This is a genomic window from Shewanella sp. SM20, assembly GCF_025654545.1.
Taxonomy (GTDB): Bacteria; Pseudomonadota; Gammaproteobacteria; order Enterobacterales; family Shewanellaceae; genus Shewanella; species Shewanella oncorhynchi.
In genome coordinates, this window is record NZ_JAKKRK010000005.1 from 15,381 (window position 1) to 28,201 (window position 12,821).

The window sequence follows — 12,821 nt, forward strand, 5'->3', positions numbered from 1 at the left end:
CGCACAGCAGCCTTTTTATTACAAATTCAATGGCATATTAAGTTGTCGAAGATTGCTGAACTGTTCAAGAACATCAGCTATCCAAGACAACTAAACCGTCCAAGGTAACAGTTTTTTGGCAAAGTGATCGGCTTGGCCTAAGCGAATCGCTGCGCGGTGACGCATCCGATAAAATGCTTGATAGCACAGGGGGACTAAGTACAAACTAGTCACTGTCGAGAACGATAAGCCACCGATAATGGCGATTGCCATGGGGTAATATGGCGGGCCGCCACCACCGATTTGGGTATCACCCATCGCCAGTGGGACTAATCCCAGTACTGTTGTACCTACTGTCATTAACACTGGCCGCAAACGGGTGATACACACCTCCCGAATGGTGTCAGACAATTTGTCGAGATCCGGTGTCATCTGATTGATTTGATCTACCAGAACGATACCGTTGTTTACCACAATCCCCATTAAAATCAAGATACCTATCATTGCCATCACAGAAATAGGGGTGCCTGTGATAAACAGCGCCCAGAATACACCTGTGATGGAAAATAGGATCGAGGTAATAATCGCCGTCGGTAACAGTAGAGATTCAAACAACGCCGCCATAACAATATAAATCATCGCGACAGCCAAGAGCATATTAGTCACCATCACGTTCTGATCTTCATCTTGGCGCTCGAAGCCACCACGGAGTGAATAGTCGTAACCATCGGGGAAACGGATATTTTCCATCACTTGCTTAATCTTAGTTTGCGCCTCTTCTGTGGTGAGGTTTTCTAAGTTAGCCCCAATCGACAGCGAAGTTTGGCGATTGAAGTGTTTGATAGTATCGAAGCGGGGTTGGATCTCAATCTTCGCCAGATTATCTAAGGTGTACACTCTTTGGTCGAGGCGTACTATGGGTAACTGCTTGAGTTTCTCAAGTGACTTTTGCCATTCTTTCTCGTAGGCCATTTCGATGCGCAGCTCGCCATTAGGATCGTGGCGGAAGGATCGCAGCGGTGAACCGCGCAGTGCCATGGAGATACTTGAGGCAATTTCATTGAGTTTTAAATCTAACCGCGCCGCCATTTGTCTATCAATGCGGATAATCACTTCTTGCTGAGCGCCGTTAAGCTCGGAGCGAACATCTTGCAATCCTTTGATATTTTGCAATAAAGGAATAACTTGCTCGCTCAAATTAATTAGCTCAGAGGTTGAACGTCCTGTCAGTGTGACTCGCACGCCAGAGTTGTCATTGCCCCAGCCAAATTGCGGTTTGGCGATGGAATACTTAGGGAAGCCGCTACGGATTTTCTTTTTTAACTCATCCACTGATATAGGCAAATCTTTCTTTAGGAGGATCACCGATGAGCCATCGTCAGAGGCATAATAGCTGTAGACCGAATCAATATGGAATTCCTCTTTATTGTTATAAAGATACTCTTCCATTTGGTTGATCATCGCCTCAGTGACATTGAGATTATGTCGACCTTCTACTTGGTAGTTAATGTAGATTCGTTCATTGCTCTCGCTGTCTTCTTGATCCTGTTTAACCATAGATAGCGGCAGGGCGGTGGATGCGAGTATCGCTACAGCAATCACGCCTGAACGCCAAGGTCTGAGCAATACCCAATCTAGGGTATTATTGTAAAAACGTTGTAATTTACCCGCATCCTTTTCGGGGGCGATGTCGAAGTGGAACTTAGTCAACATCAAAGGGATTAAGGTTTTTGCGACCAATAGCGACGCGGCGAGTGAGATACAAATCGCAATAGCAACATGCTCTAGAAAAATGGTGATCTCGACTTTTACGCCAAAAATATTAGGTAAAAATACAATGGCGGTTGTCATTGTGCCTGCCAATACCGCCAGAGACACTTTATCGACCCCCGTCATGACAGACTCTTCATTGTCTTTAGGGTGTTTACCTTGTTTTTCCTGCAGTACGCTCTCAGTGACAACTACAGCGTTATCAATCAACATACCGACGGCGAGCAGGAGTCCCATCATAGACAGAATATTCAAGCTGTAACCGAGTAGATACATAGCGGCGAGCGTCATACCGATTGAAATAGGCACGGATGACACAACCACTAAAGTCATTTTCAAATTACGCAGGAATAAGTACAGCACTATAAAGGACAGCAGTGCACCGATTAACCCTGAAAGCAGCAAATCCATTAGTGAAGATTTTACTCCAGAGGCTTGATCTTCCATGATAAACAGGCGAATACCTTGGAACTGTTGGTCCTGTTTCGCAAGCTCAATCACCTTCATGACACGGTCTGACACTTCGACTAAGTTAGCGCCAGATTCCTTAAAAACATCCAAACCCACGGCATAGTGCTTATCTAAATGTCGACCTTCGATACGTTCAGGTAGGGCAAATTGCACATCGGCGATATCGCCTAAGGTCAATCCGGGGATAAGTACTAGTGCTTTGATATCTTCAAGGTTTCTAAACTCACCCTTAGGTGAAACTTGGTAAACGATATTACTGGCCCTGAGTGTACCTGCGCTCAGCACAAAGTTCTCTCTGCCGAGACGTTGTTGCAAATCTGTGGCTGAAAATCCACTGGCGGCAAGGCGGTCGGCATTGATGCGTACCTCAATTTGCTTTTGCTCAACGCCGTACAGGCTGACCTTAGAGACACCTTCAACACGTTCAAGTGGACGCTTGAGCTGTTTATCGAGTAGATCGAATGCACCTGAAAGCTCACGATCACTTGAGATGCGTATGGTGAGCACAGGCATGTCGGCGGTGGAGAATTGGCGGATAAAGACCCGCTCCACATCCTTGGGCAGTAAATGTCGCACTGCATCGATTTTTTCCCGCGCTTCTAAGCTCTTAGTAGCAACGTTTTCCCCCCACTTCATGTTGATTTCGATTTCGGCGCCTTCTTGGGAGGATTCTGATTCAAGCTCATCAATCCCACCCATAGTCGCGAGGGATTCCTCCAGCACTTTGGTAATATCGCGTTCCACTTCAGCAGGGGTCGAGCCTTTGTAAGGCACTTCCACCACTATCTGTGGGATATCGATACCGGGGAACATTTCCAGCGGTAATAGGCGACTCGAGGCGAGACCAAACAGCAAGATAGCAAAGAAGAACATGCTGGTGGTTACGGGGCGCTTAATGGCTAAACGGGTGAGGTTCATGGGCGAGCCTCCTCTACGTTTATATGTGAGCCAGTTACTGCGTATTCTTTACGGTCGAACAGGGCATAGAGCACTGGGAGCACTATTAAGGTCAGTAATGTTGACAAACTCAGACCAAAGATCACCGTAATCGCCATCGGTGCGCGTACCTCTGAGCCATCACCTAGACCTAGCGCCATCGGCAATAAGCCTAAGGTCGTGGTGAGGGTTGTCATCATAATCGGGCGTAGGCGCGATTTAGCTGCATCGCGAATGGCATCAAGTTTTTGAGCACCTTCGCTACGCAGTTGATTGATCCGATCCACAAGCACAATCGCGTTGTTCACGACGATCCCCGCCAACATGATAAGGCCAATAAATACCACCACACTCAAGTGAGTTTGGGTGATATAAAGCCCAAGTACACTGCCACCTAATGCCATAGGTACGGCAAAGAGGATAAGCAAGGGATGTAATAGTGATTCAAACTGACTCGCCATGACTAAATACACTAAGAAAATCGCTAAGATAAGGGCAATTTTGAGTGATTGGAATGAGTGCTCCATTTCCTCATTTTGACCACCAAAACGGGCCTGAACCGATGCGGGTAACACTTGTTGCGATAGTATCTGCTGCGCCTGTGCAACCGCATCGCTTAAATCACCATAGGCGAGGTTAGCTGATACGAGAGCCACACGTTGTTGGCTGATGCGGTTAATCGCAGATGGGCCTAATTGCAATGAAACTTCTGCAACTGCGCTTAATGCAATAGGTTGGTTGCTGTTCGGGTTGATAATTAAGGCATCGATATCGCTGATTTGATCCCGCTCCGCGAGTTCACTGCGCACCAGAATATCAATCTTACGGTCACGCACTGTGTATTGACTGGCAACAGTACCACCAACACGTTGGGCAATACGGTTGGCAACCGTTGGCGCATCCATTCCTAGAGCCGCTAACCTTGCATGATCGAAACGGATACTTAGCTCAGGTTGACCATCACGTAGACTGGTGTTCACGTCGGCAAAACGCTCCGATGCGGATAATGCTTTGACTAGACTATCTGCGCTGCGTTTGAGTAAGTTTAAATCGTAACCTGTGAGCTCAATTTCCAGTGGCGTTTTAAAGCTGAATAACTCAGGTTGCTCAATTTTCGCTTCAAGTTCAGGAATGCGGCGCGCAGTATCACGTAATACTTGAGTGACTGCGTTATAGGCACTGTGGTCGTTAAGCACTACTTGCAAGCGGCCCCAGTTTTCACCCCCGCGGGCAGTATCCGAAGTCATCAAACCGCCACTACCGGCTTGGCTATAAGCATGTTTAACTTCGGCTCTGTCTTTAATGGACAGTGCAAGTTGCTGTAATATCTTGTCGGTTTCGCTCACTGCCGTACCCGGCGGTAGCAAGATCTCCACATAAAACTCACCCTGATTCATTGGCGGAATAAGCTCCATACCAAGTCGCGGTAACAAGCTAATACAAGCGCCTGTTATTGCAATCGTGAGTAACAGTGTTGCTTTTTGTTGGCGCAGCGCCGAGGCCAGAAGCTTGTAATAAACCTTCTCAATACTGTGGTAGACAAAGTTAAATGCTGAGCTTAACGGGCGCATCACTAGACCAATAAGCCATGAGAAGAAGCGGCCTAAAATCAACACTAAGGTCAGTAGTGCACTGGGTAAGTAACTAACAATTAATAGAATAGGAAAGGAAAACACAGTCGCGCTATAGTGTTTAAGCTTGCCCATTTTAGTGGTGGGTTTATCCTTAGGTGTCGTTTTTATCAGCGCGGGTAAGGTTTTAAAGCCTTCACGTGATGCCAGCATTGGAATGGACGTTAACGCGACTAATAGCGATGCTAACAGCGCAAAAGTGACCGTTAGCGCTTGGTCTGAGAAGAGTGCGCCAGCAATCCCATCCACAAATACTAGCGGTACAAACACCGCAAGAGTGGTGAGTGTTGAGGCAAAAATTGCGCCTGCCACTTCTTTAGTCCCCGTCACTGCAGCTTCTAATTTACTCATGCCTTCGCTACGGCAGCGGTCTATGTTCTCTAATACCACAATGGCGTTATCGACCAAGAGACCGATGGCAAGGGCAATACCACCTAATGACATGATGTTTAAGCTGATATCGGCAAAATACATCATGTTAAAGGTGGCGATCACTGAGAAGGGAATCGAGATAGAAATAATCAGTGTCGGGATGATATTACGCAAGAACAGGTAAATCACTAGCATAGATAACAAGCTGCCCATCAGCGCAGAAGAGGTGACTTCGCTGACCGCACTTTCGATAAACTCAGACTGATCGTAAATCACTTCGAGCTTATTTTGCTTAGGGTCTTGATTGATTTTGACGAGTTCATCGCGCAGTTTTTTGGCGACAGCGACAGTATTTGCATCACCTTCTTTATAAATGGCCAGTTCAATCGATTCTTGACTGCCGATGCGGGTGATATCACTACGCTCTTTGTAGGCATCTGTGATGGTAGCAACTTCGAATAAACGGACTAAAGCTTGCTCGTCGCGATAGACGATCACTTGGCCGAGTTCATCTAATGAGTTGAATTGGTTTAGCGTTCGTACTAAGTATTCGCGATCACCTTGGATCACTTTACCCGCAGAGAGGTTGATGTTTTCCTCATTAATACGACGTTTAATATCATCGGCATTGAGATTGAGCTGCGACAGTTTTTCTTGATTGAGCTGAATATGCACTTCTTGCTCTAGGCCGCCAGATAAACGCACGGCGGCGACCCCAGATAGCGCCTCTAAACGACGCTTAAGTTCTTCCTCTGCATAGGTGCGCATTTGTTTGAGATCGGCTTCAGATGCATTAGGCACAGACAGCGCGAGACGCATAATAGGGTCAAGGTTGGGGTTAAAACGCAGTAATAAGGGCTTTTTAACATCGAGCGGCAGAGCGATAGTGTCGAGTTTTTCACGTACATCTAAACTCGCCATATCCATTGTTGTGCCCCATTCAAACTCGAGCACCACATCTGACATGCCTGAGCGCGAAATAGAACTGATTTTACGTAAGCCTTTGACCACCCCAACGGCTTCTTCAATCGGTTTAGAGACGAGCTGTTCGACTTCAACTGGCGCCGCGCCGTCATACATAGTGCGAATGGTTAATGTGGGATAGCTTAAGTCTGGCAGTAACTTCACCGCTAGGCGGGAAAATCCCACCATACCGAATAAAATCACCGCCAGCATGAACATCCATACCGTGACAGGCCGTTTAACAGAAGTGCTGATAATTGACATGAAAGGCTCCTATCAGTTCTTAGCGGAAGCAAGATCGAGTGGGGTGATCACTTCGACTAAGGATTGGTCTTTCAAGTTTTGCTGGCCACGGGTAACGACTTGCTCACCGGGGTTAATACCTGTAATCACTTCTACCGAATCACCTTCACGGTAGCCAATTTCGACTTCACGACGGTTCGCATTGGTACCATCAATAACATAAAGCGCTTGTTTGTTGTCTTGGTTAATCAAGGCGCTGTAGGGAACAGTAATCACGTTCTCGTGGGTATCGTATTTGAGCTCAACCCGGGTAAACATGCCAGCTTTAAGGCGCGCCTCTTGATTCGGCACAGCAAGTGTCACCTTAAAGGTGCCACTTTGTGGGTCCACAATCGGGCTTATGCGCAACACTTTGGCATGGATAGCATTCTTGCTATGTTGATTACTAAACACTTGTGCTTCTTGGCCGAGTTTTAAGCTGGCAAGCTGTTGCTCTGGGAGATGAACAATACCGTGGAGTTCATCTTGATTGACGATGTAGAACAAGTCGCCAAATTCCTTCGCCATATTGCCAGCTTTCACATAACGTTTAGCTACGACGCCGCTAATAGGGGACAGTACGCGGCTTTCTTTTACTTGCAGTTCGGCGAGATCTTTTTTAGCGATAGCGGCTTGCAAGTTATATTCAAGTTTGGCCATTGAATCCGCGCTGATAAATTCTCTGTTGCTCATTTTCTTCAGACGATTTAATTCTTGCTCGATGATTTTGACTTCGGCTTCTGAGCGGTCTAAATCATATTGCTGCCTCTTGGCATCAATAACAGCCAGCACTTGTCCCTTTTGAACGCGGTCACCTTCTTCAACAGCGAGAGATTCAATGAGCCCTGATATACGGCTCACTACATTGGCTTCCTGTGGCGCTTCTAAGGTGGCAGTTGTACTGTAAAAAGATGAAACGTTTCCTTGCATCACTGTAGTGGTTTCGACGGGAATGGCATATTTTTCTTCTTTTTTGACCACTTCTTCCTCACCACAGGCTGCTAGCATCGAAATCATTAGCAGTGGCAGGGTGAATTGAGCAATTTTTGACTTTTCCATAAGAATGTTACCTGTTGTCTTTATTGTGATGTCAGTTGTCAGCAGAAACCATGCCAATGTTTAAATTTGTTTAATTTCAGTCTATTAGTCGTATTTTTGGCTAAGTGTAATTTGTGATTCTTACTAAATGTAGCTAAAAGGTTTAAAAAGTGATGAGAATAACTAAACGCGGTTAATTAAGATTACACAAGTGCGCAATTGCAACAATGTATTTTGTCAGGAGAAGGAAGTTTAAAAGAGGATTATTTGAAATGAAAAAAGCGCCCTTAGGCGCTTTTTAATGCGTAAGTCGTGGGACTTAGCGTTTGTCTTGTGCGACGAAATCACGCGCAGTTTCACCAGTATATAACTGACGTGGACGGCTGATTTTGTGGCCTGGTTGATCTAACATTTCTTTCCAGTGAGCAATCCAGCCTACAGTACGTGCCAGTGCGAACAGCACAGTGAACATACTGGTTGGAATACCAATGGCTTTCATAATGATGCCAGAGTAGAAGTCGACGTTTGGATACAGCTTTTTAGAAATGAAGTATTCGTCTTCAAGTGCAATGCGCTCAAGCTCCATTGCCACATCCAAGAGTGGATCTTGTACTTTCAGTTCTTTCAGCACTTCATGACAGGTTTCACGCATCACTTTGGCTCGTGGGTCAAAGTTTTTGTAAACACGGTGTCCAAAGCCCATCAGACGGAAAGGATCATTTTTATCTTTAGCGCGTTCAATGAATTCAGGAATACGGTCTACTGAACCGATTTCTTCTAACATTTGCAAACAGGCTTCGTTAGCGCCGCCGTGTGCAGGGCCCCAAAGAGATGCGATACCCGCTGCGATACACGCAAATGGGTTTGCACCTGAAGAACCGGCTAAACGTACTGTTGAAGTCGATGCGTTTTGTTCATGATCTGCATGTAAAATGAAGATCCTGTCCATTGCACGTTCAACAATAGGGTTCACGACGTATTCTTCGCACGGTACAGCAAACATCATGCTTAAGAAGTTGCCCGCATAGCTTAAGTCATTACGTGGGTACACGAATGGCTGGCCTGAAGAATACTTGTAGCACATGGCTGCTATCGTAGGCATTTTTGAGACTAAGCGATAAGCGGCGATTTCGCGGTGACGTGGATCGTTAACATCCAGAGAGTCTTGGTAAAATGCAGATAATGCACCCGTCACACCACATAACATGGCCATAGGATGAGCATCACGACGGAAACCTCTAAAGAAGAAGGCTAGCTGCTCGTGAACCATAGTGTGGGTTTTAACTGTATGTACAAACTCAGTATATTGCGCTTTGGTCGGCAGTTCACCGTAAAGCAGCAAATAACACAGGTCTAGGTAATCGGAGTCAACGGCAAGTTGATCGATTGGATAGCCACGGTGTAACAATATACCCAGATCACCATCAATATAGGTAATTGCAGATTCACAGGAGGCAGTCGCAAGAAAACCTGGATCAAAAGTAAAGTAACCTTTGCTGCCAAGTTTACTGATATCGATTACGTCAAAACCAGCGGTTCCCTGCTTTACTGGCAATTCTATCGAGTCGTTCCCTGGTAATTCTAATTTGGCTTTTAAATCAGCCATACCCCGTTCTCCTTACTTAGTTCTTATCTGTGAGTGCGGCATGTCAAACCGCCATTACTTTACAGCCATTCTAGATCACATTTCAATTTAAATAAGCGTTTAAATTTGTTAGACCATGGTATAAAAGCCTTTACTTTTCTATTTGTAACTGGCACTTACAGTAAAAAATAGTCAAAAAAACATAATTTGCATTCTGTGATGTTTGTATTTGACATTTGCCGCGAGTATACTTGCCTCGCCCAATAAGGGCCGCAAACAACGATTATAAAGCACCCTTTGTTTACATGTTAAATGAGTGCGTGCTCAGATAGTTAACTGTTTGTTTAAACTTTGCTTTTGTGTTTACTTTTGCAGTGATCAACCTCCTGTTTAAAGTTTGTACAAAAGCGGTTCACATAACAAAAAAAATGCTCAATGGAGCTGAGTGAGCAGAACGTGAAAAAGCAAAGACCTGTCCATTTAGATCTGCAGACCATTCGCTTTCCTGCAACAGCGATTGTGTCAATTCTTCACCGTGTTTCCGGTGTCATCATGCTGTTCGCAGTTGGCATTCTCATTTGGTTGCTAAATTCATCTTTAGCATCAGCTGAAAGTTTCGCTGGCGTACAGTCTCTATTCGATAACTTTGTGATGAAGTTTATCCTGTGGGGCATTATGACTGCACTGGTGTATCACTTGTTTGGTGGCCTGCGCCACTTAGTAATGGATACCGGTCGTTGGGAAGAATTGTCATCGGGTGCCGCATCAGCGAAAGCTGTATTTGCCTTAACGGTAGCCTTTTCAATCATAGCGGGGATCTGGGTATGGTAACCAATGCAGCAAGTTTTGGACGCAGTGGTGTTCATGACTATATTCTACTACGCGCTAGTGCAGTGATCCTCGCCTGTTACACCATTTTCTTGGTTGGCTTTATTGCATGTAGTTCCCCTCTCACCTATGACGTCTGGCATGGCCTATTTAGTGCTCTGCCAATGAAAGTGTTTACACTTTTGACGCTGGTAGCCTTATTAGTACATGCTTGGATTGGTGTATGGCAAGTGCTGACAGATTACGTTAAGTGCACGTCGTTACGTGGTGTTTTACAGTTCACCTTTGTCGTTACCGTATTTTGTTATTTAGCGGCCGGCATTGTTATTGTGTGGGGTGTCTAAGTGAGTATTCCAGTACGCGAATTTGATGCTGTAGTGATCGGTGCCGGTGGCGCTGGTATGCGTGCAGCGCTGCAGATTTCCAAAGAAGGTAAAAGCTGTGCGCTTTTATCAAAAGTATTCCCAACCCGTTCTCATACCGTATCTGCGCAGGGTGGTATCACTGTAGCGTTAGGTAACGCCCATGAAGATCATTGGGAACAACACATGTACGATACCGTGAAAGGTTCCGATTTTATCGGTGACCAAGAAGCGATCGAGTTCATGTGTAAAACCGGTCCTGAAGCCGTGATTGAACTTGAGCAAATGGGTTTGCCTTTCTCTCGTTTCGAAAATGGTACGATTTACCAACGTCCATTTGGTGGTCAATCTAAGAACTTTGGTGGCGAGCAGGCTGCGCGTACTGCGGCAGCTGCCGACCGTACTGGTCATGCTTTGCTTCACTGTTTATACCAACAAAACGTTAAGCATAAGACGCAAGTCTTCTCAGAATGGTATGCATTAGATCTCGTTAAAAACGATGATGGCGCCGTTGTGGGTTGTACTGCGATTGAAATTGAAACGGGCGATATCGTTTATTTCAAAGCTAAAGCAACGATTCTTGCGACCGGTGGTGCAGGGCGCATTTACGCTTCGACGACTAACGCGCATATCAACACCGGTGACGGCGTTGGTATGGCAATGCGTGCTGGCGTGCAAATGCAAGACATGGAAATGTGGCAATTCCACCCAACTGGCATCGCCGGCGCGGGTGTACTTGTGACTGAAGGTTGTCGTGGTGAAGGCGGTTATCTGCTGAACAAAGACGGCGAGCGTTTCATGGAGCGTTATGCCCCTAACGCGAAAGATTTGGCATCACGCGACGTGGTAGCACGTTCTATGATGACTGAAATCCGCGAAGGTCGTGGTTTAGACGGTCCATTAGGCCCACACTGTTTGCTCAAGCTTGATCACTTAGGTAAAGAAACATTAGAAGCACGTTTACCAGGCGTGTGTGAATTGTCTCGTACTTTTGCCCATATCGATCCAGCCGATGGTCCAATTCCAGTACTACCAACCTGTCACTATATGATGGGCGGTCTACCAACTAAGGTCAGTGGTCAAGTTATTCGTAAGAATGAAGACGGCACTGAACAAGATGTTATTGGTCTGTTCGCTGTGGGTGAGATTGCCTGTGTATCTGTACATGGTGCAAACCGTTTAGGTGGTAACTCACTGCTTGATTTAGTGGTCTTTGGCCGCGCAGCGGGTCAGCATTTAGGTAAAGCTTTGGATGAGACTGACGATCCAAAAGACGCTAGCGATGCGGATATTGCTGCCTCTCTGGCGCGTCTGAATCGTTGGGAAAGCAACAAAGATGGCGAAGATCCAGCGCAAATCCGTAAGGATTTGCAACTGTGTATGCAATTAAACTTCTCTGTATTCCGTCGTGGCGATGCTATGGCTGAAGGGTTAGAGCAGTTGAAAGTGATTCGTGAACGTCTTGCAAATGCTAAATTGTCTGATAACTCTCGTGAATTCAATACTCAACGTATTGAATGTTTAGAGTTAGATAACTTGATGGCAACGGCAATCGCCACGGCTTATGCGGCTAACTTCCGTACCGAAAGTCGCGGTGCTCACTCACGTGAAGATTATTTAGAGCGTGATGATGAGAACTGGTTATGCCACAGCTTATTTGACCCAATCACTGAAACGATGGATCGTCGTGCAGTGAACATGGCACCTAAGTTACGTGAAGCATTCCCGCCGAAGAAACGTACCTACTAGGAGTTGCAAAGATGAAATTGACATTTGCAGTTTATCGCTACAATCCTGACGTAGATACTAAACCGTATATGCAGGATTACAGCTTAGAAGTGGCAGAAGGCTCTGACATGATGGTGCTCGATGCACTGATCAAGTTGAAAGAGCAAGATCCGACTTTGTCATTCCGTCGTTCATGCCGTGAAGGCGTGTGTGGTTCAGACGGCGTGAACATGAATGGTAAGAATGGTCTGGCGTGTATTACCCCAATTTCAACCTTTAAAGGTAAGAAATTAGAAATACGTCCATTACCAGGTATGCCAGTTGTTCGTGACTTAGTTGTTGATTTAACTCAGTTCTATAAGCAGTATGAGAAGATCAAGCCTTACCTCATCAATGATGAGAAACAACCTGCTCGTGAACACTTACAATCCCCTGAAGAGCGTGCTCATTTAGATGGTTTGTACGAATGTATCATGTGTGCCTGTTGTTCTACGGCTTGCCCATCATTCTGGTGGAATCCTGATAAGTTTATCGGTCCAAGCGGTCTGCTTCATGCATATCGTTTCTTGATCGACAGTCGCGATACAGCTACAGAAGAACGTTTATCTGAGCTGGACGACGCCTATAGCGTGTTCCGTTGCCATGGCATCATGAACTGCGTTGACGTTTGTCCAAAAGGTCTTAATCCGACTAAAGCAATTGGTCATATTAAGTCCATGCTGTTGAAGCGAGCAGTGTAATGCGAGAACCCGAGCTGAAACCAATAATAATATAGCTCTTGAAGAGTCACTTTCTGGTAGCAGAAGGTGACTCTTTTGCGTATGTAATGGAAGACAACGCGCCGTATATCTGGACATCTAGGGGCGGCAGAAATTA

8 protein-coding genes are annotated in these 12,821 nt (G+C 45.8%); 4 read left to right on the forward strand and 4 right to left on the reverse strand.

Going from position 1 to position 12,821, the window contains the following annotated elements; translation table 11 throughout:
- Positions 1-90: 90 nt before the first annotated feature.
- From L5M18_RS03595 to L5M18_RS03610, 4 genes are all read right to left on the reverse strand, one after another.
- Entirely contained in the window at positions 91-3,138 is a 3,048-nt protein-coding gene (locus L5M18_RS03595; RefSeq protein ID WP_263195965.1) for an efflux RND transporter permease subunit, read from the reverse strand.
- Entirely contained in the window at positions 3,135-6,386 is a 3,252-nt protein-coding gene (locus L5M18_RS03600) for an efflux RND transporter permease subunit (protein WP_263195966.1), read from the reverse strand. Before L5M18_RS03600 ends, L5M18_RS03595 begins: the two co-directional genes overlap by 4 nt.
- Before the next feature lie 12 nt (positions 6,387-6,398).
- The gene (locus L5M18_RS03605) at positions 6,399-7,463 is read right to left on the reverse strand and encodes an efflux RND transporter periplasmic adaptor subunit (protein WP_105252698.1); all 1,065 of its coding nucleotides are present in this window, start codon (positions 7,461-7,463) and stop codon (positions 6,399-6,401) included.
- A 298-nt stretch (positions 7,464-7,761) separates the two neighbouring features.
- Positions 7,762-9,048 carry a citrate synthase gene (locus L5M18_RS03610; RefSeq protein ID WP_105252697.1) on the reverse strand — a complete coding sequence of 429 codons (1,287 nt, stop codon included), beginning with the start codon at positions 9,046-9,048 and terminating at the stop codon, positions 7,762-7,764.
- 414 nt (positions 9,049-9,462) lie between these two features.
- Between L5M18_RS03610 and sdhC the strand changes: the two genes are divergently transcribed.
- Genes sdhC through L5M18_RS03630 form a run of 4 tightly spaced genes read left to right on the forward strand, consistent with a single transcriptional unit; the run spans position 9,463 to position 12,685 of the window.
- On the forward strand, positions 9,463-9,858 hold the full coding sequence (sdhC, locus tag L5M18_RS03615; RefSeq protein ID WP_263191605.1) for a succinate dehydrogenase, cytochrome b556 subunit: 396 nt from the start codon (positions 9,463-9,465) through the stop codon (positions 9,856-9,858).
- Positions 9,852-10,199: a succinate dehydrogenase, hydrophobic membrane anchor protein gene (gene sdhD, locus L5M18_RS03620; protein ID WP_028759700.1), complete on the forward strand. Its 348-nt coding sequence runs from the start codon at positions 9,852-9,854 to the stop codon at positions 10,197-10,199. Before sdhC ends, sdhD begins: the two co-directional genes overlap by 7 nt.
- Positions 10,200-11,966: a succinate dehydrogenase flavoprotein subunit gene (sdhA, locus tag L5M18_RS03625; protein ID WP_105252695.1), complete on the forward strand. Its 1,767-nt coding sequence runs from the start codon at positions 10,200-10,202 to the stop codon at positions 11,964-11,966.
- A gap of 11 nt (positions 11,967-11,977) precedes the next feature.
- A complete protein-coding gene (locus L5M18_RS03630) occupies positions 11,978-12,685 on the forward strand; it encodes a succinate dehydrogenase iron-sulfur subunit (RefSeq protein WP_028759701.1) in 708 nt (235 codons plus the stop codon).
- Positions 12,686-12,821 lie beyond the last annotated feature (136 nt).